Here is a 20,790-nt window from a genome sequence, read left to right as displayed (position 1 = left end):
AACCATAAGACTAGCCGATAGAACAGATCGCCAATCGCGACTTTTATTATGTTCACCGGGTTTATACGATAAGAGGGCATTCACACAAAAGCCGCCCCACAGGACCCGGAGGAACGATGGAGCACAAGGCCCGCACCCAGAACGAGCAGCTCGAAGTGAAAACGACGACCTGCTACATGTGCGCTTGCCGTTGCGGCATCCGCGTTCATTTGCGCGACGGCGAGGTGCGCTATATCGACGGCAACCCCGAGCACCCGCTCAACCAGGGCGTGATCTGCGCGAAAGGCTCGTCCGGCATCATGAAGCAGTATTCGCCCGCGCGGCTCACGCAGCCGCTCGTGCGCAAGCGCGGCGCCGAGCGCGGCACAGCGCAGTTCGAGCCGGTCTCGTGGGACGTGGCGTTCGACATGCTCGAAAAGCGCCTCGCCCACCTGCGCGCCACCGACCCCAAGCAATTCGCGCTCTTCACGGGCCGCGACCAGATGCAGGCGCTCACCGGTCTGTTCGCCAAACAGTTCGGCACGCCTAACTACGCGGCGCACGGCGGCTTCTGCTCGGCGAACATGGCGGCCGGCATGATCTATACGATGGGCGGCTCGTTCTGGGAGTTCGGCGGTCCCGACCTCGACAACGCGAAGCTGTTCTTCATGATCGGCACCGCCGAGGACCATCACTCGAATCCGCTGAAGATTGCGCTCTCGAAGTTCAAGCGCGCGGGCGGCCGCTTTATCGCCATCAATCCGGTGCGCACGGGCTACGCAGCGATTGCCGACGAATGGGTGCCGATTCGCCCCGGCACGGACGGCGCGCTCTTCATGGCGCTGATGCACGAGCTGATCGAGAGCGGTGCTTACGATCACGAGTTCGTCGAGCGCTACACGAACGGCGCGGAACTGCTCGACATGCGCACGGAAAGCGACACGTTCGGCCTGTTCGTGCGCGACCCCGCAGTGGAAGAGCGCAACGCGCTGTTTCCGCAAAACCACATGTGGTGGGACCTGAACACGCAGCGCGCCGTGCCGCATCACACGCCCGGCGCGCGGCCCGCGCTGGAAGGCCGCTATACGCTCGAAGACGGCACGCCCGTCGCGCCGTCGTTCGGGTTGCTGCGCGAGCGCATGGCCGAGTGCACGCCCGAATGGGCCGCAGAGATCACCGGTATTCCCGCCGAAACGATCCGCCGGCTCGCGCGCGAAATGGCCGAGGTGGCGCGCGACCACAAGATCACGCTGCCGATCCGCTGGACCGACGCCTGGGGCGAAACGCACGAAACCGTGACCGGTGTGCCGATCGCGTTTCACGCGATGCGCGGCCTCGCGGCGCATTCGAACGGTTTTCAGTCGATCCGCGGGCTGGCGGTGCTGATGTCGCTGATGGGCACGATCGACCGGCCGGGCGGCTTCCGCCACAAGTCGCCGTATCCGCGCGCGGTGCCGCCCTCGGCGAAACCGCCTAACAAGCCCGAGGACGTCAAGCCGAACACGCCGCTCGCCAACGGCCCGCTCGGCTGGCCCGCCGCGCCCGAGGACCTGTTCATCGACGAGCACGGCGGCCCGGTGCGTATCGACAAGGCGTTCTCGTGGGAGTATCCGCTCGCCGTGCACGGCCTGATGCATAGCGTGATCACGAACGCCTGGCGCGGCGACCCGTACCCCATCGACACGCTGCTGATCTTCATGGCGAACATGGCGTGGAATTCGTCGATGAATACCGTGGAAGTGCGCAAGATGCTCGCGGACAAGCACGAAAACGGCGAGTACAAGATTCCGTTCCTCGTCGTATGCGACGCGTTCCAGTCGGAGATGACGGCGTTTGCCGACCTGATCCTGCCCGACACGACTTACCTCGAACGCCATGACGCGATGTCGATGCTCGACCGCCCGATCTCGGAGTTCGACGGTCCCGTGGATTCCGTGCGCGTGCCGGTGGTGCCGCCCACGGGCGAATGCAAGCCGTTCCAGGAAGTGCTGGTCGAGCTCGCGAGCCGTCTGAAGCTGCCCGCTTTCATGACGCCGGAAGGCACGCGCAAGTATCGCGACTATCCCGACTTCATCGTCAATCACCAGACGGCGCCGGGTTCGGGCGTGGGTTTCCTGATCGGCTGGCGCGGCAAGGATGGCAAGGACGCCCTGGTGGGCGAGCCCAATCCGCGCCAGTGGGAGGAATACGCCAAGAACAATTGCGTCTATCACTACACGCTGCCCGAGTCGATTCAGTACATGCGCAACTGCAACGGGCCGTATCTGGACTTCGCGGTCGAAAAGGGCTTCCGCAAATTCAACGAGCCTATTGTCATTGCGCTTTATTCGGACGTGATGCAGAAGTTTCGCCTCGCGGCCCAGGGCAAGACCAAAGGACGCCAGCCGCCCGATCATCTGCGCGCACGCGTGGCGCAGTATTTCGATCCGCTGCCGTCGTATTACGCGCCGCTCGAGCACGCCTCCACCGATCACGCGAAGTATCCGCTCGCGGCGCTCACGCAGCGGCCGATGGCGATGTATCACTCGTGGGATTCGCAAAACGCGTGGCTGCGCCAGATTCATGGGGAGAACTATCTGTACATGAATCCGGGCACAGCCGCCGCGCAGGGCATCGCGGACGGCGGGTGGATCTACGTGGAATCGCAGTGGGGCAAGGTGCGCTGCATGGCGCGCTATAGCGAAGCGGTGGAGCCCGGCACGGTGTGGACGTGGAATGCGATCGGCAAGGCGGCGGGCGCATGGAATCTGGGCCCGGACGCGAACGAATCGCAGCGCGGCTTCCTGCTCAATCATCTGATCTCGGACGAAATTCCTGATGCGTCACAACCGGCCCAGCGCCCGGGGCGCGTCTCCAACTCCGATCCCATCACGGGGCAGGCGGCGTGGTACGACGTGCGCGTGCGCATCTATCCCGCCGAGCCCGACGCCGATCACACGCTGCCGCAGTTCGCGCCGATGCAGGCGCTGCCAGGCGTGACCGGCACGGGACCGGGAGGCGTGCTCAAGCGCGTTGTGCAGACCTATTTCGCGGGACGCGGCGAATTCGCCCGGCGGCTGCGCAAAGCCCCGCAAGACCATTGAACCGAGGAAACGGCTATGACACAGATGGCGCTCGTAATCGACCTGAACGTGTGCGTGGGCTGCCACGCGTGCGTGACGAGCTGCAAGGAGTGGAACACCTCGGGGGAGGCGGGCAGTCTATCGGATAGCCGCCCCTACGACGCCGATCCTTCCGGCACGTTCTTCAATCGCGTGCAGACCTTCGAGGCCGGCACATTCCCGTTGGCCGACACGATTCATTTCCCGAAGTCGTGCCTGCACTGCGAAGATCCGCCCTGCGTGCCGGTCTGTCCGACCGGCGCCAGCTACAAGCGCAAGGAAGACGGCCTCGTGCTGGTCGACTACGACCGCTGCATCGGCTGCAAGTACTGCTCATGGGCCTGCCCGTACGGCGCGCGCGAGCTGGACGAAGAGCGCAAGGAGATGACCAAGTGCACGCTGTGCTCGGACCGCATCCATAACGAGGCGCTGCCCGAACGCGACCGCAAGCCCGCCTGCGTGCTCGCATGCCCGACCTCGGCGCGTTTGTTCGGCGACATCCACGACCCGGATTCCGTGGTGTCGAAGGCGATTCGCGAGCGCGGCGGCTATCAGCTGATGCCCGAGTGGGGCACGCGGCCCGCCAATCACTATTTGCCGCGCCAGACGATGTCGTCGTGCGGCAGCGGATCGTGCTCGTGCAAGGGCGAAGCCGCCGATAGCGTACCGGCCTCGATCGAATCGCAGGTCGAACGCGGCGCGCTGAATCTCGCGTCGATCGCGACCCGCTCGCCGGCGCATTAATTACGCCAGAAAGGAACCAATATGAATCCGGCATTTTCCGTGGTGTTTCTCACCACCTTGATCGGCGCGGCGCAGGGGCTCGTGATTGCGCTCGTGGGCGTGGAGGCAGCGGGGCAGCTTGGCCTCGTCGATGGAGCGGCCGTGCCGCAGCTCTTCTACGTGGTGGGCGCGGCGCTGTCGTGCGTGCTCGGCGCGGCGGGGCTGCTGGCGTCGTTCTTCCACCTCGGGCATCCCGAGCGCGCGTGGCGCGCCATCGCGATGTGGCGCACCTCGTGGCTCTCGCGCGAATGCCTGTGCCTGCCGCTGTTTCTCGCCTGCACCTTCGCCTATGGCATGGCGCACGTATTCGGCTGGCCGCATGCGCTCGCAATTGGCGCGGTTGCCGTGCTGGCGAGCGGGTTGCTGTTCGTCTGCACGGGCATGATCTATGCGTGCCTGCGCTTCCTCCAGGAATGGGCGACGCCGCTCACGCTCGTCAACTTCGCGCTGCTCGGCTGCGCCTCGGGCTTCACGCTGGCAACGGCATGCGCGGCGTGGCTCGCACCTGCGCTGGTCGGGCCGCTCGCGGTGCTGGCCTGCGTGCTGACGCTCGGCGGCTGTGCTTCGCGCGTCGCCTCGCTCGTGCGCAATGCGCGGCTGCGGCCCAAATCGACGGTACAGAGCGCGACCGGCATCCGCAGCGCACGCGTCGAGCAGAAGTCGCGCGGCTTCACGGCGGGCGCGTTCAACTTGCGCGAGTTCTTCCACGGCAAGACGCCGGCCACGCTCAAGCGGATCAAATGGACCTTCCTCGTGGCCGCCTTTGCCGTGCCGTTCGCGCTCGTCGCATTCGGCGCGAACGTGCGGCCGGTGGGCGCTTCATTGACGCTGCTGTGCGCCGCTGTGGTGATTCAGTATGCGGGGCTCGTGGCCGAGCGGTGGTTCTTCTTCGCGGAAGCGCGGCATCCGCAGAATGTTTATTATCGGCAGGCCTGATTTGCCGGCTTCGGCGTAGGGCACCTGAGTCGGTGCGACCGTGCGCGTTGAAAATCGACGAGTCACGTGTAGCCGTGCCACAGGTGCCCGAGTAAGCGCGCCGCCGTTCGTGCGACCGACCTGCCTTCGCAGACCAGAACGCGTTCGCCTTGAACCCTGCCGCAATTGCGGGTCAGGGCTTCCCGTTGATCGTCACCAGATACCGGGCGATCTCTTCGATACTTTCGGGTGGAAGCGGCGCGCCGTAGACTGCACGCATCTTGGTCACTTCGGCTTTCCAGTCGTCAAACGTCAGCGGTGGTTGCCGCATCACCATACCCGCGGAGTGACATATCAGGCAATGCGCGTTTGCGAGATCCGATCCCGCTCCCTGCGGGAAAGGGTTGCCTGTGGGCAGCATAACCTGCGCGGTGTTCTCCGCCACGCTGCCCGGTGATTTGGCGGCGGCTACACCCGTTGCGACGGTGCCCGCGAAACAGATGGTGACCCATGCAACCCAAGCCCTCATGATTCGCTCCTCAAGCCGCAACGACGGTCATCGACTCAATCACATTACGCATGTAGCCGCCTGGATTCCAGTTTGGCTTGTCCGGCTGCTGGACACCGTCATTGTTGACAGCCTTCACCTTTAGCGCGAATTGGCCCGCATGCCGCGGAAGGAACGACGCTTCCCAGCGACGAAAGCTATATTTTCCGTGGTCCGGCCCAAGCTTTGCGGGCGTCCATGTCATCCCGTTGTCGGCCGAGAAATGGACCTCCCGGACGCCGGCATCGCCCCCGAACGCAATACCGCGTACCGGCTGCGACCTGCCGACATCCACGACAGCGCCGTCGCTCAGGTTCGTGATGAATGAGCGTGGCACCATCCGGGTGATCGGGACGGTCTTGATTCCGCTCTGACCCGGTGACACGTCCGCATGAGGCGTGTCCGGAATCTGATAGGCCTTGGTCATCCAGAAGTTGGTATCCGGCGTGTCGATGACCTCGATGTCATCGAGCATCTTCACCCAGTAAGTCGAATACCACCCGGGGACGACCAACCGCAGCGGAAACCCGTTCAGAAAGGGCAGCGGCTTGCCGTTCATTGCGAATGCCACCATCACTTCGCCATCGCGGGCGTGATCGACGCTCAGCGCCTTGACGAAGTCGGGCGTAGCCGGAATCGCGCCCGCATCGGCGCCATTGAAGCGCACCTGAACCGCGCCCGCCTTCACGCCCGCGCGGTCCAGAATGTCCTTGAGGCGCACGCCGGTCCAGCGCGCGTTACCCATCGCGCCATTGCCCCACTCTCCGCCCGCAACGCGCGGTTTGAAGAAGCCTCGCGAGTTCCCCGCGCACTGGTTGACGGCGGCGACCTCGACTCGCTCGAACTCCCTGGACAGCTCTGCAAGTCCGAGCACGACTTCGCGCTGCACTGCGCCATGAACCTTGACCCGGAAGCTGCGTGCGTCGATGCTCGTCGGTATGCCGGCCAGGTGCCAGCGCACAAAGAACTGATCGTTGGGTGTGAAAACACCCTGATCGAAAACAGAGAATGGTGTCTCCAGCAGCGGCGGACGGCTGCGGACCAACAGCATTTCGCCTTTTTGTGGAAACGCCGTAGTCAATTCCCGCAGCCCGTTTTCAAAGGGCAGGGTGATTGCATTTGCTGCTCTCGCAACGTCCGACAGCCCCCACGTAAGGCAACCAGCGCCGGCTGCCATGAAGGACTGCAGCAACTGACGACGCCTGATGTTGTATCCGTCGATCATCGCTTTCTCCGAGTCTGCGAACAGGTTGGCGCTTTGGTCGCGCCGGGAGATTCAGCCTGTATCCGAATGAATATATGCACTTCGAAAGCGGGACTCTACGCGGAGTTACCCGAGAGGTTTATCGGCTCGTTCCACTCGATATGCGTCGAAAACGGGTTTGCGAATGACCCGGCATCTCATCGAGCAGCCGGTTGCTCCTCGTATGGCAGACGGCTGGCGCCGTCACGGCGCTGCAGTTGTGCAACGCGGGAACTAGCCTCTTGCAAGGCCTGCGGCGCTGGCTAACGTTTGAAAACGGCTAACAGCGGTTGCAAACGGTTGAAACCAGCCTAAGTTGCAGCCGAATTGGTAATTGACTTGCGTCAAGATAGTCGCATGGGAGATACGCGGCGGCGTAACCATGGCATGCTGCTCGCCCAGTGGTACTTGCATCGGCGAGCCGAACCTCATCACCTCATCGCCGCGCCGAAGCCGAAAGATGATTCTTCAAGAACGCACGTGTGCGGTCCTGCTGCGGATCGCAAAGCAACTGATCCGGCGGTCCTTCTTCGACCACCACCCCGCGGTCCATGAACACGATCTTGTCGGCCACCTCGCCGGCAAAGCGCATTTCGTGGGTGACGATCAGCATGGTCATGTTTTCGGCGGCCAATTGCTTCATAACCGCATTCACCTCGTCGACCAGTTCCGGATCCAGTGCCGATGTGGCTTCGTCGAACAACATGACCTTGGGCTGCATTGCCAACGATCGCGTAATAGCGACGCGCTGCTTCTGCCCGCCCGACAATTGCGACGGGTAAGCATCGATTTTGTTGGCGAGCCCCACCTTCGAGAGCAAGTTCAGCGCGAGTTCGCGAGCGGCATCCTTGTTCATGCCCTTGAGCTTGACCGGACCCAGAATGATATTTTCCAGCACGGTCAAATGCGGAAACAGATTGAAGTGCTGAAACACCATGCCCATCTGCTGCCGCACGGCGTTGATGTGCTTCTCGAACGCGCGCCCCTTCAGCGGCTGATTCACCTGCATGCCGTCGAGCCACACCTCGCCCTGATTCAGGGTCTCCAGATGGTTGATCGAGCGAAGCAGCGTGCTTTTTCCCGACCCGCTCGGCCCGATGATCGCAACGATCTGGCCACGCGAAACGGACAGATCGATGCCCTTCAGGACCTCCACCGCGCCATAAGCTTTGCGGGCGTCCTTCACTTCAACCATGGGTTGCAATGCGCTCATCGCGTCACCTCGATAATTTTTTCGACACGCCGCAAGCCCGATTCCATTGCCAGATTGCACACGTAATAAAGCACGGCCACGCATAAATAAAATTCAAACGGACTGAACGTGTCGCTGATGGCGTGCTGCGCGCTATTGACGAGTTCCGCAATGCCGAGCACCGACACCAGAGACGAGTCCTTCAACAGGACAATCATGTTGTTGCCGATGGGCGGAATGGTTTTCCTCACCGCCTGCGGAATCACGATATGGAGCAGCGTCCGCCAACGGCCAAAACCGATGGAGCGCGCCGCCTCCGTCTGGCCATGGTCGACCGACACGATGCCCGCGCGAATGACGTCCGCGTTGTACGCGGCAAAATGCAGGCTGAGACCGATCATGCCGGCGCCGAAAGCGGGTATGTCGATGCCGATTTGCGCGAGCCCGAAGTAAATCAGAAAGAGCTGCAACAGTAGCGGCGTGCCCATGAACAGCCAGATGAAAAGGCGCACCGGATAGCAGACGAACCTGGGCGCGTAGAGCACGGCAAGCGCGAACACGATGCCGAACACCAGGCTCAGGAACGATGCCGTGACCGTGAGAATCACCGTCCACAGCAGGCCTTTGAGCAGCAGTCCAGTGTAGGGAAAAACGACGCTGAAATCGAGTGGTGACATCCGTGCTTCCTCAGCGGGGCGCGAAGCGCCTGTCCAGCAGATCGACGGCCTTCGCGACGACGTAAATGATGATCATGTACAGGACGGCCGCGATCGCGAAGATTTCGAATGGCTTGTAGGTGGAGCCGATATAGCGTTGCGCGGTATAGGTCAGCTCGACCACGGACACGGTCGAAACCAGTGCCGATCCCTTGACTAGCCCGATCGTGTTCACGCCGAGCGGACGTATCATCAGCCGCGCCGCCTGAGGCAAGGCGATGAGCCGCATCGTCTGTGCGCGTGAAAGCCCGATCGAACGCGCGGCTTCGATGTGCCCGCGCTCGACATTCACAATCGCGCCGCGAATGGACTCCGACATGTAGGCGGCAATGTTCAACCCCAGCGCGATGTATCCGGCGGTGAAGGGATCGAGGTTCAGCCCGATCTGCGAGCCGCCGAAGTAGAGAAGGAATAGCTGGACCAGATTGGGCGTGCCGCGAAAGAGGCTGACGTATGCCGTGCAGAGCGTACGCAGGACGCGGTTATCGGAAAGCCGTCCGGCCACCAGGACGACGGCGACGACCAGTCCGATTAGCAGGGCAAGCGTCGAAATCTGCACGGTCACCCATGCCGCCTCCAGAAAAAACGGCAGGGTTCGTAGCATCAAGGTCATTGCAAGATCCATGAAATCTCCAGGGGCGCGAGACCGGGCCGGTCATGCGGGACGTTCAGCGAATATCGCTGCCGATCCACTGTTTGGAGATTTTCTCGTAGGTGCCGTCGGCCTTCATGTCGTCGAGCGCCTTTTGCAACGCCACCTTCAGTTCCGGATTGCCCTTGCGGACCGCGATGCCGATGCTATCCGGCGCCGCTTGCGCATTCGTGATCGTGAGCATCCGGACCTTCTGGCCCGTTTCCTTCACCGCGACCATGACCGGCACGCTATCCATGATGATGGCGTCGATGCGGCCGCTTTGAAGCTCCAGCAGCATCTCGGGCAGCCCCTTGTAGGTGCGCACGTTCCAGCCGTCCTGGGCTTGCGCCCACTTGTCGTTGGTGTCGCCGAGGATCACGCCGACGGTCTTGCCCTTGAGTTGATCGATTTTCTGAATCGGAGAATTCGCCGAGACCACGGCAACCCGTTCGACGTGGTAATACGGGCCGACGAAGTCCACGGCTTTTTCGCGCGCCGGCGTGATCGTCATCGAGGCGACGACGATGTCGTATTTCTTCGCCAGCAGGCCGCCGATGATGCCGTCGAAAGGCGCTGTCACAATCACGGGCTTGAGCTTCAATCGCCTGGCTAACTCTGAACCGATCGAGGCGTCGAAGCCGACGATCTGGTTCTCGTCGTTGGCGAAGCTAAAGGGTGGGTATTGGCCGCTCATCGCGATGCGAAGCTCGCCGCTGCTCTGCAGCGTCTGGAGTTCGTCGGCCGTGGCGGCGGAGTGAACGGTAAGCGACAGTGCGATAGCTGCGGTGGCCATCGAGATCAGGCGCTTCAGATTGAGAATCATGGAAGTTGTCTCCTGCTATTTTGATCGTATGTCTATGCCAGGACCAAGACGATGCGTCGTAAAAATCTTGACATAGTTCCAGTGGGCGGACACCCGGCAATGTGTCCGCGAATCGGAATTTGCGTCGGAATTGACCGGCATTTTGCCGGTTGGGTTGCCGCCCGGCGGCAACCGCACATCGCATTCGTTAGCGCAGCGCGGCCTCGATGCTGTCGCCGAGCACGCTGAGCAAATGATCCGCATTGGCGCGGCTGAAGATCATCGACGGACGCATTTTCAGCACGTTGTCGAAGGGGCCTTCCGTGCCCATCAGCACGCCGCGCTCGCGTGCGCCTTCGCAGATCTTCTTCGCGAGGGCCGTGGCGGGCTCGCGGCTCTTGCGCTCCAGCACCAGTTCGATCCCGAGGAACAAGCCTCGCCCGCGCACGTCGCCGATGACCTCGTGGCGCTTTTGCATCGCGCGGAAACCATCGAGCAGATAGTGGCCGACTTCGAGCGCGTTGCGCTGCAGGCCGTCGCGTTCAATCACGTCGAGCACGGCGAGACCCGCGGCGCACGACACCGGGTTGCCGGCGAAGGTGTTGAAGTATTCCATGCCGTTGTTGAAGCTGTCGGCCACCTCGCGCGTGGTCACCAGCGCGGCCATCGGATGACCGTTGCCGATAGGCTTGCCCATGGTGACGATATCGGGCACCACGCCCTGCATTTCGAACGCCCACCAGTGGCTGCCGACCCGGCCGAAGCCCACCTGCACTTCGTCGGCTACGCACAGGCCACCGGCTGCGCGCACCATCGCGTAGACCGCTTGCAGATAGCCCTCGGGCAAGAAGATCTGCCCCGCCACGCTGGGAATGGATTCGGCCAGGAACAGCGCGGGCTTGCGGCCCAGCTTGTTCATGGCATCGATCTGCTCGGCGACGCTCTGCGCGAAACGCTTGCCATGCTCTTCGAGCGGCCAGTCCGCTGGCGCGCGGTAGCTGTCGGGAATATCGGCCTGGAATACGTGGTCCGGTTTGCCCTTGCCGCCCTTGCTCTTGTATTTGTAGGGGCTGAGATCGATCAGCTCCTGGGTGTTGCCGTGATAGGCCCAGTCGAGCACCAGCGCGTCGCGGTTGCCGGTGTGGTTGCGCGCCATGCGCAGCATCAGGCTATTCGCCTCGCTCCCCGAGCACGCGAACGAGGCCACCGATAGCCCTGCGGGCAACGTGGCGGTCAGGCGCTCGGCGTACGTCACGATAGTGTCGTGCAGATAGCGCGTGTTGGTATTGAGGATCGCGGCTTGCCGCGTGATCGCTTCCACCACGTCGGGATGCGCATGGCCGAGATGGCAGACATTGTTGAAGCAGTCGAGGTAGGCGCGGCCGCGATGGTCGATCAGCCAGACGCCGTCGCCGCGCACGAACTTGATCGGCTCCGCATAGGAAATCGACAGATTGGGCAGCAGGATGGCCTTGCGGCGCTCGACGAGTTCGGCGCGCGTGCGTCCGGTCTGCTTGAATGCCTCGGGCGGAATGCCGGCGAGCGCCGCGACGTCCGGAAACAGATCGGCCCATACGTCGAGGTAAGCGGTCTCGCCCACGCCCAGTATTTCGGTTGCCGACAAGCTCACGTCCGTCGACACCTGGAAATGCAGGTGCGGGGTCCAGCCGCCGTTCTCGCCGCTGCGGCCCATATACCCGACGAGGTCGCCTGCGGCCAGCTTCTGCCCCGGCTTCAGGCGCGCGAGCGCTTCGTGTCCCATGTGCCCCCAGAGCGTCACGAACGATGGGCAGCCCTGTGGCTCGTGCAAGAGCGTGATCAGCCCGCCGTAGTCCTGTGGCTCGGGCTCGATCTGGACGCTGCGGACCGTGGCATCGAGCGGCGTGTAGACCGCGGTGCCGGCCGGCATGAACAGATCGACGCCGAGATGATGAATGCGATGCTGGCCGCTGATGAATCGCGATTCGAACGCGGCATTGCTGTAGACCGTGCGCTGCTCGCCCCACGGCCCCACGCCGAGCTGAATATGATGGCGTTCGCAGAAGTCGTTCCACCACGCGGTGGATTTGTCGGGACGCTGTGCGGCCGAGTCGATCGTCATCTCATGCGAGGCGTCGCCATAGGGCACGAGGGCCTTCGTCAAGGTGGCCGGATGCGGCCGCAGGATCGGGGCGAAGTGTTTCGTGTTGGCGGCAATCCAGCGGCGCGTCGCGCCTGCGCCTTCCACCGCATCGAACCCGCAAGCCTTGCGCAGAATGGCCGTGGCAAAGCGCGGATTCATCGCGTCGAGCCGATGCAGCAGCCGCCACGCGGGTGCCTCGCTGATCGAGAGATAGGGGTTGTCTCGCGTGCGGTCGTGGCGCGAAGCCGAGAAAGTCACGCTGATGACGAGGCGCATGGCGACGAGATCGAACAGCACGTCGAGCTCTTCCGGCAGGAGCGGGTACTGCTCGTGAAAGCCGGCGACCAGCGCGCCCGCAGCGCCGATCGGATCTTCGGTGCCGAGGATCGAATAGGCGCACGCGATCGCAACGTCCGCGATCAACACCGTATGGACGGCGTCGCCGAAGTCGATCAATCCCGCGATGCGGCTGTGATCGGCTTCGTCGACCAGCACGTTCCAGTCGTTGGCGTCGTTATGGACGACCTGGGCGCGCAGGCGCGGCAGCTTCGGCGCGACGTGATTCTCGAAGCGCGCGATAAAGCGTTCGAGCATCGATCGGTTGTCTTCGTCGCGCACGAAGTGCAAACGGGTGCGGGCGCGGGCCGCGTGCCGGACGTCCCAATCCAGATTGCGCAACGCGCCGGGATGCATGAACCCTTGCAAGGCGCGATCGAGATCGCCCATCGCGCGGCCAAGATTGCGCAGCAATTCGAAGCTGCGCTCGACCGTGGCGAGCGGCGTGCCCGGAATCCATTTCGCGAGCCGCACGGCGTGCTCCTCTCCGGTAGACGATACCGTCGACGCCAGCAGTTCGCCGGACAGGCTCGGCTTCAGGTACGGGACGGGCATGCCCGAGCCGGCTTCGTTGAGGTGGTGCAGCAGCGCCGTCTGGAGTTCGCTCTCGACCCTGGGTTCGCTGGCGTTCACGATCTTCAGAATCCAGTGCGCACCGGTCTGCGTTTTCAGACGGAAGTTCCGGTCCCGCTCGCCGTCGAGCAAGGAAGCCGTGGCTGTCACGCCAAAAGTCTCTTCACCGAGTTTTTCGGCATCGGCGACAGTGTAGTGAGGTGCGGGACGGGAGAGATCGGTCATTTCGTGCTTCCAGCGTGGATTGACTAAAGGCCTGTTCAAAGCGTTAACGATAAGGAATCCATATTGACGGCCATGCGTGGACTCGAAAATCGTGAGAATACGCAAAGCAATCCGGACCAAACGGTGAGTCGGGCCAGGGCCCGCGGCTTGCCGGGAAAGTCCTTAGCCGGACCGGCGTTTCGTTGAACGCGCATCCTGACCATATGTTGGCATGCGATGGGATTTACGACATCATGTATGTTGTCGGATTGCCCGGCAAAATGTCGGAATGGACCGGCATGTAGGCGGTGGACAGGAAAGGTGACTGATGCGAGAGCTTGATGCAACTGACCGTGAGATTCTGACTGTCCTCTCCAAGGACGCCCGCATTGCGTTGAAGGCCCTGGCGGCCCGCATCGGGCTGTCGCGCAGCGCGACGAGCGAGCGCGTCGCCAATCTCGAAAGGAGCGGCGTGATACGGGGCTATCGCGCGGACATCGGCGAGATCAACCCCAATGTGATTCGCGCGATCCTGATGGTGAGCCTCAAGCGCACGCCCGCGAATCAACTGCTCGACTTGCTGGCGGAGCAGCCCGAAGTGCGGCGCGTCTCATCGGTCAGCGGGGAACTGGATCTGATCGTTGAGATCGAGGCAGGCAATATCGATGGCCTCAATCGTGTCCGCGACTGGGTCGCGAACTACGAGACGGTTGATGACCTGACGACGTCGATTGTCTTGCGGCGCGATATCGATCGGGAGATGCGCTGATCTCATGCGATCCATCGGCGTATCAATCGGAATCCTGAATAAATAAACCGTGCCGGGCCGGCCATGAATGGGAGCGTTTCCAGCCCCGCAGCCGGCTATTCGCCTGCAATGTAAATAAATCGAAAGCAGCCGAAATATCCCGTCATGAAAATGAAGTGATGCTGAAAGCAACCCGGAGATTTCGCTCATGCATTCCGGGTCAATCGCCCTCCGCCGTATTTCGATTGATCGTTCAATCAACTTAAAGCCCCATCCTGCGGCGCTTGCAGCCCCGTTTTGTCGCATCTGCGCAAGACCTCGTCGTAATTGCTACGTTTGTCCGCTTTTTGCCAAACGACTATTGACCGTGGGATGCACGCCTTCGCTTGCTTTCTTCCCGTAAGCCCCGCCACAGCGAGTGACGGACCGGGGAAGCGGGGCGGGCACGCAGCTTGCGCCGGGCCACACGCAGTCCGTCCGCGAGCTTGCCGCCATCCCTTCCATGCGGAACCGATCGACGCTGTGCCAATCTCGAGGAGACGAAGATGAGCCGATTCCAGACCCTGCAGGCCTGCGCGCTGTTGTTTGCCGCGGCTGCCTGTTCCAGCACCTATGCGGCGGATCCCGCCGAATGCAAGGCGGTGCGCTTCGCCGACGTCGGCTGGACCGACATCGCGGCGACCACCGGTGTCGCGTCCACCATACTGGCCGGGCTCGGCTATGAGCCCACCAAGACCATCGCGTCGGTGCCCATCACGTTCGCGGGTCTGAAGAGCAAGCAGATCGACGTGTTCCTCGGTTACTGGTCGCCGACCATGGACCCGATGATCGCGCCGTTCACGAAAGCGGGCTCGATCAAGGTGCTGCCGACGCCGAACCTCACCGGCGCCAAATACACGCTCGCCGTGCCCGACTATGTGTATCAGGGCGGCCTGCATTCGTTCCAGGACATCGCGAAGTTCGCCGATAAATTGCAGGGCCGGATCTACGGCATCGAGCCGGGCAACGACGGCAACCAGTTGATCCAGAAAATGATCACCTCGAACCAGTACGGCCTCGGCAAGTTCAAGCTCGTGGAGTCGAGCGAGGCGGGCATGCTGGTGCAGGTGAACCGGGCCGTGCGCGACAAGCAATGGGTGGTGTTCCTCGGCTGGGAGCCGCATCCGATGAACGTGCAGATGAAGATCGATTACCTCTCGGGCGGCGACGACGTCTTCGGGCCTAATTACGGCGAGGCTAAGGTCCTGACCGCGGAACCGCCCGATTACAGCACGCGCTGCCCGAACGTCGCGAAGTTCGTCTCCAACCTGCAGTTCACGACCGCCATCGAGAACCACCTGATGGTGCCTATCGCGGCCAAGGAAGACCCGAACAAGGCCGCTGCCGACTGGCTCAAGACCAATCCGCAGATGCTCGACAAGTGGCTCGCCGGGGTGACGACCCTCGACGGCAAGCCGGGCCTGCCCGCGGTGCGCGCGTATCTGGGCGCGCACTGACCTGCCTTTTCAGGCACGCCGCCGCCGTTCGCACCCGCTTGCGGACGGCCGGGACGCAGGGCGTCAAGGGCGCGCGATGCAATTGCGCGCCTTTGACGATCCCTGAACGCCCCAATTGGCGCGGCAATTTTGTTTAGTTAGCGTAAGACCTCAGGAGGAATTGGATGGAGCAAGCGGGAATACGTGCGCGGAGTGCCGACGAAGTTGGCGCACGGAGCGAACACAGCCACGCGTTGCAGCGTGGCCTCACCTGGAAAGACGCATTTTGGGTCACGAGCGGCGTACCGGCCGGAGTGCTTTTCACGATCGGCGGCGTATGCGCGACGATAGGCCAGCCGGCCTGGGCCATCTGGATCGCATCGATCACGATGGGCCTCGTGCAAAGCGCCACGTATGCCGAGATTTCCGGCCTGTTCCCGCATAAATCGGGCGGCGCGTCGGTGTACGGCGCGATTGGCTGGGTACGCTACAGCAAGATGATTGCGCCGGTTTCGGTGTGGTGCAACTGGCTCGCCTGGTCGCCCATGCTCGCACTCGGCTGCGGCCTCGCCGCGAATTACGCGCTATCCACGCTGTTCGCTCCCGACGCGGCCATTCTGCAATGGCGCTGGACGCTCGCGAACCTGGACTTCATCAAGCCCGGCCTCACGCTGCGCATCAACGCGACTTTTCTGATTGCGGCGGCGTTCCTGCTCATCACGTTCCGGCTTCAGCATAGCGGCGCGTCGAAAGCCGCAAAAACGCAGAAGATTCTGGGCATTGCCTCACTTACCCCGCTGCTGATCGTGGGCCTCGTGCCGTTCGTGACCGGCGACGTGCCCGCCACGCATCTCTTTCCGCTGCTGCCGCTCGGCCACGACGCGCACGGCAATCTGACCGCCTCGGTGTTTGGCGCATGGAATGGCCAGGGCGTGGTGATGGCGCTGGGCGCCATGTTCATGGCCGGCTGGGCCTCGTACGGCTTCGAGACCGCCGTGTGCTATACGCGTGAATTCCGCGATCCGCGCCGCGACACCGCGCGTGCGATTTTCTGGTCGGGCGCACTGTGCCTCGTGGTGATGACGCTCGTGCCGCTCGCTTTTCAGGGCTCGCTGGGCATGCAGGCCATGCTCGATCCGCGCATTGGTGACGGCACCGGCGTGGGCATGGCGATGGCGTCCATCGTGGGCGGCGGCGCATGGGTCGGCAACGCGGTGGTCGTGATGCTGATGCTCTCGATCCTGCTGATCGTGATGACTTCGATGATGGGATCCTCGCGCACGCTTTATCAGGCATCGGTGGACGGCTGGCTGCCGCGCTACCTCTCGCGCGTGAACGAGCACGGCGCGCCGACTGCTGCGATGTGGACGGATCTGGGCTTCAACCTCGTGCTGCTGGCGATGTCCGACTACATGACGGTACTGTCCATCTCGAACGTCTGCTACATGCTGTTTGTGTTTCTTAACCTGCAATCGGGCTGGATTCATCGCATGGATCGCCCGGCATGGGACCGTCCGTTCCGCTGCCCGACGTGGCTCTTGGCGCTGGGCGCGCTTTGCGGCTACGCGAATCTCGTGTTCGTTGGCGCGGGTGCGAATCTGCAAGGCGAGAATACCCTGCGCGATGGCTTGATTGCGATGCTGCTGATCGTGCCGGTGTTTGCGTATCGCCATTACTGGCAGGATCGCGGCCATTTTCCGGTGGGCAGCGCGCTCGATATGGAGGTGCAGATTCCGGCACGCAGCAAGTGGCGCGATATGTTGCCTTATGCCGCGTTGATTGGCGCAGCGTTGACGATTGCGGTTTCACATTATTTCGCGTCGAAGGTTTAGCAGGGCGGTTTTAATCTCCAGTGGCTGGTTTTGCGGCGTCACGTGGGCATCGGGAGTTTCGGTGCCGCGTGGCGCTGTTTTGTTTTTGTGTGCTGCCGCAACCATCGGGGTGGCTAACCCTTCTCCCGCGATCTGGCATCTACCGTTCTCTTGCGCGTCCTCATGGCCCCGAATGCTGGCTTCGGGCAAATTTGCTCTAATTTCACAAATTTGCTAATACCCGGGCACCGGCATGTGTATTCGCGCTGGCTACGTGCGGCTGCTCGGCGTCATGGAGAAATTTGGCGCCGACCTGCGGATGCCGCGTGCACGTGCCATGGGAAGTGGACTGTTTGAACTTCGTCCACGCGGTCATGAAGGCATCGGGCGCGTTTTCTATTGCACGCAAGTGGGCGAGTGCATCGTCATCCTGCATTCATTCGTCAAGAAGACACAGGAAACGGCCAAAGACACTCGATATATTTGATTTTTGTCAAAATTTTGGAGCGGGCACAGAAGGGCCTTCTGTTCCGGCGCTGATGGCCACGGCCTCGCGCGCCACCGACATTCGGAGCGCTCAATTGCGCCCTAGGAAAAATCTGAAATAATAGCGCGCGCTGGATTTCGCCCGCGCGGTTGACTCTTTGCCCGCGCGGCGCTCTTATACTCCAGATGTCGCCGAAACACGGCGGCTCAGGCTTGGCGGCCTGATGAGTGAAACCGCACGCCTGCGCAAGCAGGCCGTGCGCTTGTCCACGCGCGTCTACTTCAATGGGCGGGCCGTGGCGGGGAGACCTTCGGGTCTGCCGGTTTGTTTCACTCCCGGTCCGCCAACCCTGTCATCGTGCCCGCTCACCATCACCCGGTTGCGGGCTTCCCTTTGACAGAGGAGGACGCAATACCGTGAAACACCACCGAAGCAAACAACAGCAACGTAGGGCCGATCGCTACACTCAACTTGCGACATCGTCGTTACGACGTTGCGACGTGTCCATCGCGCAGCACCGCGCAGTCGCGCTTATCGTCGCGAACATCCTTCGCAATCCCGCCATTACGGTCGAAGACCGGGCCAACGAACGGACCGCCTTGCTGCTCCTGCTCGATACTGTCGAGAACTACACCGCCGATAGTGAAGCCTGGCGGGAACTCGTCGAGGCAGTCGTGCGTGACGCGCGTCGGCTACCTCATGTCAGTCTGAGTGCCGACGAAGCGTTCAAGTTGATGGACGAGTCGCCGAGCATTCTGCGCCGTTCCTATGCTCAGCAGGCGCAGCCGGCCTAAAACGCGGCGGTAATCTGAAACCCGACCGTCCACCGTGCGGTCGGGAATCCCTCTGGCTTGTAGATCGGCGTACCTCCAAAGAGGTCGTAGGAGACGCCGACATATTTCGCCGGCAGGCCGCCGCGAATCCCGATCACTGCACCAGCGAGTTGCGTTCCCGCCAATACAGCCGTGTTCGGCCCGAACACCCGCCCGTAATCGATTCCCGCATACAGCGTCTGCCCCGTTTGGAATACCGGCCATTGCAGTTCGTTGCGCCAGTAGAAACCGCGCTCGGCAGCAAGCATGGTTTCGCCGTCGAAGCCGCGCACGGTGTAGCGGCTGCCGATGGTGATATCGTCGATATAGAACAACGTGTCATTCGTGAACTGGCCGTGGACGGTTCCGACATAGCGGAAAGTCTGGCTGGCAATCGCGAACGGAACCGAGAGGTTTGCGTCGAGCACAGCCATGTGATAGCGGTACGTCGGGCCGTCCGGGTATGGATCGGCCGTCGCGCCGAATCCACCGATACCCTGGCGATAGGCGAGCGTACCGTCGAACTGCGCCGCACCGAAATAATGCCGGTCTGTGGCGCCGAGTTCGAGGAACGTGTTGTTGCGCGCCTGGGTGGGGATGGTCGTGTCGTCGATGAAGCTGTCGCCGAAGCGCTTCGATAGCTGCACGTAGCCGCCGAGTACATCGTTCTGGCTGCGCGAGAGTACGCGCGCGATCCGAAGCGCAGCGTTCTGCGAATTGCCGCTCGACACGAAGGTCTGATTGACGCCCGCGATGTTCTGGTAGTACGTGTTCGTGTTGCCCGAGAGCGTTGCGGTCCAGTAGCCCCAGGGAACCGAATACGATCCGTTGAACCCGTGCGAGCCGAGCGCCTTGTTCCCGAACGACAAATCCTGATTCGCACCGACATAGAAGATGTCGTTCAGGCCAAGCGGGTTGTCGATGCCAAGGCTGACATTGCCTTGCCATTTGCCGGTCGCGTCCGTGCCGGAGTTGTCGACGGACGCCACGAACGTCCAGGGCTTCGAGCGCTTCACGGTCACGACGACGTCGCTTTCGCCAGCGTTACCAGTGGGGGTGATCTGCATGTCTACGTCCTGGCTCGCGACGCGTTTCATCTGCTCCAGCCCCTGCTCAAGATCGCGAAGATTCAGCAAGTCGCCATTACCGGCCGGAAACGCGTTCTTTGGCGTGCCCCACATTGAAGGATCGGCAAAGCGAACTTCGCGAATGACACCGGGCACAAGCGCGAACGCCAGTGCGCCCGTCGTCAGGTCCTGCTGCGCCGGCACGAGCACGCGCGTTGTCACGTAACCGCGGCTCAGTATGGCCTGCTGCAAGCCCTTCGTGAGCGTGTCGATTCCCGCCTTGCCAACACATTGCCCCTTGTAGTGGTCGAGCCATTCGCGTGCAAAGGCGAACGGGTCGAGCGGCAATGCTGATGCGCCTTTCTTGAGCGACGCAGCCGGCAGCGTATCTGGCACGTCGAGCTTGAACGTGTCAATGTGAAAACACGGCGATTCGTGAGGAAGTTCGGGATACGCTTCCAGCTTCGGAAGGGTCGAGCGCACGGCGGGCGCCGACACCGCAGCCTCGCGTTGTTGCGCGTCGCGCCGCTGTTGCTGGTTCTGTTCCGTTTCGATACCGCCCAGGCTTTGTGCCTGCACACCGGACGCGAGCGCGACCAGGGCTGTGAGCGGCAACGCCGCCAGCCTCTTTGAGATTTTCATTTAAGGACTATTCCGTAGTTCTTCGTTACAGCTTGCGTAGCTGACCGTCGTGGTCGATGACGTGCAGCACGTTGCAGCGCTGGTATAAATCGAGACACCGTCAAGCAGAGGCAGATTGCCGGCGCATCAATGCGCGAACCCGCACAGAGCCGTCGCTTTGCCCGTGGATAAAGCTCTCGGGGCGATGGCTTGAGCTTGCGGGCTTCGCGGCAGGGCAGTTCGTGAGGATCGCAGTCGAACACGGGAGGCTTTTCATCACACACGATTGAGTAGTACCACAAACAATAAACTTGGCTCTAGGCTGGGTTTATTGTTATCAGGACTTGTCCTGCTCGTCGTTCTTCACTTCGTAGCGCTTGCGAGTCTTCTTCCAATTGTTACCGAAGGGTTTTATGTGAACTAGTGCAGCACGGCTTGCCATGCCTCCCACTGCCGCAATGCCAAATCCCACAAGCACCAGCCCTTTACTCCAGATTGAGGGCTCCGCAAATTTAAGCGTTAAGTACATAATCCCCAAACCGACGACGACCAACACCAAGCAAAACCATTGCGTGAAGTTACCATCCTTGATGATTCTGATGTTTCGCATCTCATCCACCTA

The 20,790-nt window shown here is 62.1% G+C and carries 18 protein-coding genes; 9 read left to right on the top strand and 9 right to left on the bottom strand.

The window, feature by feature from the left end; translation table 11 throughout:
• The first annotated feature begins 116 nt into the window (after window positions 1–116).
• The 3 genes from PWP93_RS27200 to PWP93_RS27190 are packed head-to-tail and all read left to right on the top strand — an operon-like array spanning window position 117 to window position 4,799.
• Window positions 117–3,062, top strand: a complete 2,946-nt coding sequence (locus PWP93_RS27200; protein ID WP_421027198.1) for a molybdopterin oxidoreductase family protein — start codon at window positions 117–119, stop codon at window positions 3,060–3,062.
• Window positions 3,063–3,077: 15 nt separating this feature from the next.
• On the top strand, window positions 3,078–3,824 hold the full coding sequence (locus tag PWP93_RS27195; RefSeq protein WP_421027197.1) for a 4Fe-4S dicluster domain-containing protein: 747 nt from the start codon (window positions 3,078–3,080) through the stop codon (window positions 3,822–3,824).
• A 21-nt stretch (window positions 3,825–3,845) separates the two neighbouring features.
• Complete coding sequence (locus PWP93_RS27190; protein WP_421046778.1) at window positions 3,846–4,799, top strand: dimethyl sulfoxide reductase anchor subunit family protein; 954 nt, start codon at window positions 3,846–3,848, stop codon at window positions 4,797–4,799.
• A gap of 172 nt (window positions 4,800–4,971) precedes the next feature.
• Here PWP93_RS27190 and PWP93_RS27185 read toward each other — a convergent pair whose 3' ends face one another.
• The 7 genes from PWP93_RS27185 to PWP93_RS27155 all read right to left on the bottom strand — a co-directional run bounded on the left by PWP93_RS27185 (window position 4,972) and on the right by PWP93_RS27155 (window position 13,168).
• Window positions 4,972–5,307, bottom strand: coding sequence for a c-type cytochrome (locus PWP93_RS27185; protein ID WP_421046777.1), 336 nt, complete (start codon window positions 5,305–5,307; stop codon window positions 4,972–4,974).
• Window positions 5,308–5,317: 10 nt separating this feature from the next.
• Window positions 5,318–6,550, bottom strand: coding sequence for a molybdopterin-dependent oxidoreductase (locus PWP93_RS27180; protein ID WP_421046776.1), 1,233 nt, complete (start codon window positions 6,548–6,550; stop codon window positions 5,318–5,320).
• A 454-nt stretch (window positions 6,551–7,004) separates the two neighbouring features.
• The gene (locus PWP93_RS27175; RefSeq protein WP_421047009.1) at window positions 7,005–7,763 is read right to left on the bottom strand and encodes an amino acid ABC transporter ATP-binding protein; all 759 of its coding nucleotides are present in this window, start codon (window positions 7,761–7,763) and stop codon (window positions 7,005–7,007) included.
• A gap of 14 nt (window positions 7,764–7,777) precedes the next feature.
• The gene (locus PWP93_RS27170) at window positions 7,778–8,437 is read right to left on the bottom strand and encodes an amino acid ABC transporter permease (protein WP_421046775.1); all 660 of its coding nucleotides are present in this window, start codon (window positions 8,435–8,437) and stop codon (window positions 7,778–7,780) included.
• 10 nt (window positions 8,438–8,447) lie between these two features.
• The gene (locus PWP93_RS27165; protein WP_421046774.1) at window positions 8,448–9,101 is read right to left on the bottom strand and encodes an amino acid ABC transporter permease; all 654 of its coding nucleotides are present in this window, start codon (window positions 9,099–9,101) and stop codon (window positions 8,448–8,450) included.
• 43 nt (window positions 9,102–9,144) lie between these two features.
• Window positions 9,145–9,933, bottom strand: coding sequence for an ABC transporter substrate-binding protein (locus PWP93_RS27160; protein WP_421046773.1), 789 nt, complete (start codon window positions 9,931–9,933; stop codon window positions 9,145–9,147).
• 187 nt (window positions 9,934–10,120) lie between these two features.
• The gene (locus PWP93_RS27155) at window positions 10,121–13,168 is read right to left on the bottom strand and encodes an aminotransferase class III-fold pyridoxal phosphate-dependent enzyme (protein WP_421046772.1); all 3,048 of its coding nucleotides are present in this window, start codon (window positions 13,166–13,168) and stop codon (window positions 10,121–10,123) included.
• Between the two features lie 307 nt (window positions 13,169–13,475).
• Between PWP93_RS27155 and PWP93_RS27150 the strand changes: the two genes are divergently transcribed.
• The 5 genes from PWP93_RS27150 to PWP93_RS27130 all read left to right on the top strand — a co-directional run bounded on the left by PWP93_RS27150 (window position 13,476) and on the right by PWP93_RS27130 (window position 18,462).
• Window positions 13,476–13,916 carry an Lrp/AsnC family transcriptional regulator gene (locus tag PWP93_RS27150; protein ID WP_213306635.1) on the top strand — a complete coding sequence of 147 codons (441 nt, stop codon included), beginning with the start codon at window positions 13,476–13,478 and terminating at the stop codon, window positions 13,914–13,916.
• Between the two features lie 524 nt (window positions 13,917–14,440).
• Window positions 14,441–15,391 carry a choline ABC transporter substrate-binding protein gene (locus PWP93_RS27145; protein WP_421027189.1) on the top strand — a complete coding sequence of 317 codons (951 nt, stop codon included), beginning with the start codon at window positions 14,441–14,443 and terminating at the stop codon, window positions 15,389–15,391.
• 164 nt (window positions 15,392–15,555) lie between these two features.
• Window positions 15,556–17,202, top strand: coding sequence for an APC family permease (locus PWP93_RS27140; protein WP_421027188.1), 1,647 nt, complete (start codon window positions 15,556–15,558; stop codon window positions 17,200–17,202).
• Window positions 17,203–17,434: 232 nt separating this feature from the next.
• Window positions 17,435–17,668 (top strand): type II toxin-antitoxin system RelE/ParE family toxin, encoded by a 234-nt coding sequence (locus PWP93_RS27135; RefSeq protein WP_421046771.1) that lies wholly within the window; start codon window positions 17,435–17,437, stop codon window positions 17,666–17,668.
• 500 nt (window positions 17,669–18,168) lie between these two features.
• The gene (locus PWP93_RS27130) at window positions 18,169–18,462 is read left to right on the top strand and encodes a hypothetical protein (protein ID WP_421046770.1); all 294 of its coding nucleotides are present in this window, start codon (window positions 18,169–18,171) and stop codon (window positions 18,460–18,462) included.
• Here the strand turns inward: PWP93_RS27130 and PWP93_RS27125 are convergent.
• Window positions 18,459–20,189, bottom strand: coding sequence for a ShlB/FhaC/HecB family hemolysin secretion/activation protein (locus PWP93_RS27125; protein ID WP_421046769.1), 1,731 nt, complete (start codon window positions 20,187–20,189; stop codon window positions 18,459–18,461). The genes PWP93_RS27130 and PWP93_RS27125 overlap by 4 nt on opposite strands.
• Before the next feature lie 56 nt (window positions 20,190–20,245).
• On the opposite strand from PWP93_RS27125, the gene PWP93_RS27120 reads away from it, so the two are divergent.
• Window positions 20,246–20,458: a SymE family type I addiction module toxin gene (locus PWP93_RS27120; protein ID WP_421046768.1), complete on the top strand. Its 213-nt coding sequence runs from the start codon at window positions 20,246–20,248 to the stop codon at window positions 20,456–20,458.
• Between the two features lie 47 nt (window positions 20,459–20,505).
• Here the strand turns inward: PWP93_RS27120 and PWP93_RS27115 are convergent, their stop codons facing one another.
• A complete protein-coding gene (locus PWP93_RS27115) occupies window positions 20,506–20,778 on the bottom strand; it encodes a hypothetical protein (protein ID WP_421046767.1) in 273 nt (90 codons plus the stop codon).
• Window positions 20,779–20,790 lie beyond the last annotated feature (12 nt).

The organism is Paraburkholderia sp. A1RI-2L (genome assembly GCF_048957375.1).
GTDB lineage: Bacteria > Pseudomonadota > Gammaproteobacteria > Burkholderiales > Burkholderiaceae > Paraburkholderia.
Note: the sequence above shows the minus strand (reverse complement) of the source record. Positions and strands in the feature narration are given on the sequence as shown.

Excerpts from the sequence above, each read along its gene's own strand:
- PWP93_RS27200 (WP_421027198.1), top strand. The coding sequence starts at position 117 with ATGGAGCACAAGGCCCGCACCCAGAACGAGCAGCTCGAAGTGAAAACG.
- PWP93_RS27195 (WP_421027197.1), top strand. The coding sequence starts at position 3,078 with ATGACACAGATGGCGCTCGTAATCGACCTGAACGTGTGCGTGGGCTGC.
- PWP93_RS27190 (WP_421046778.1), top strand. The coding sequence starts at position 3,846 with ATGAATCCGGCATTTTCCGTGGTGTTTCTCACCACCTTGATCGGCGCG.
- PWP93_RS27185 (WP_421046777.1), bottom strand. The coding sequence starts at position 5,307 with ATGAGGGCTTGGGTTGCATGGGTCACCATCTGTTTCGCGGGCACCGTC.
- PWP93_RS27180 (WP_421046776.1), bottom strand. The coding sequence starts at position 6,550 with ATGATCGACGGATACAACATCAGGCGTCGTCAGTTGCTGCAGTCCTTC.
- PWP93_RS27175 (WP_421047009.1), bottom strand. The coding sequence starts at position 7,763 with ATGGTTGAAGTGAAGGACGCCCGCAAAGCTTATGGCGCGGTGGAGGTC.
- PWP93_RS27170 (WP_421046775.1), bottom strand. The coding sequence starts at position 8,437 with ATGTCACCACTCGATTTCAGCGTCGTTTTTCCCTACACTGGACTGCTG.
- PWP93_RS27165 (WP_421046774.1), bottom strand. The coding sequence starts at position 9,101 with ATGGATCTTGCAATGACCTTGATGCTACGAACCCTGCCGTTTTTTCTG.
- PWP93_RS27160 (WP_421046773.1), bottom strand. The coding sequence starts at position 9,933 with ATGATTCTCAATCTGAAGCGCCTGATCTCGATGGCCACCGCAGCTATC.
- PWP93_RS27155 (WP_421046772.1), bottom strand. The coding sequence starts at position 13,168 with ATGACCGATCTCTCCCGTCCCGCACCTCACTACACTGTCGCCGATGCC.
- PWP93_RS27150 (WP_213306635.1), top strand. The coding sequence starts at position 13,476 with ATGCGAGAGCTTGATGCAACTGACCGTGAGATTCTGACTGTCCTCTCC.
- PWP93_RS27145 (WP_421027189.1), top strand. The coding sequence starts at position 14,441 with ATGAGCCGATTCCAGACCCTGCAGGCCTGCGCGCTGTTGTTTGCCGCG.
- PWP93_RS27140 (WP_421027188.1), top strand. The coding sequence starts at position 15,556 with ATGGAGCAAGCGGGAATACGTGCGCGGAGTGCCGACGAAGTTGGCGCA.
- PWP93_RS27135 (WP_421046771.1), top strand. The coding sequence starts at position 17,435 with ATGTGTATTCGCGCTGGCTACGTGCGGCTGCTCGGCGTCATGGAGAAA.
- PWP93_RS27125 (WP_421046769.1), bottom strand. The coding sequence starts at position 20,189 with ATGAAAATCTCAAAGAGGCTGGCGGCGTTGCCGCTCACAGCCCTGGTC.
- PWP93_RS27120 (WP_421046768.1), top strand. The coding sequence starts at position 20,246 with ATGACGTGCAGCACGTTGCAGCGCTGGTATAAATCGAGACACCGTCAA.
- PWP93_RS27115 (WP_421046767.1), bottom strand. The coding sequence starts at position 20,778 with ATGCGAAACATCAGAATCATCAAGGATGGTAACTTCACGCAATGGTTT.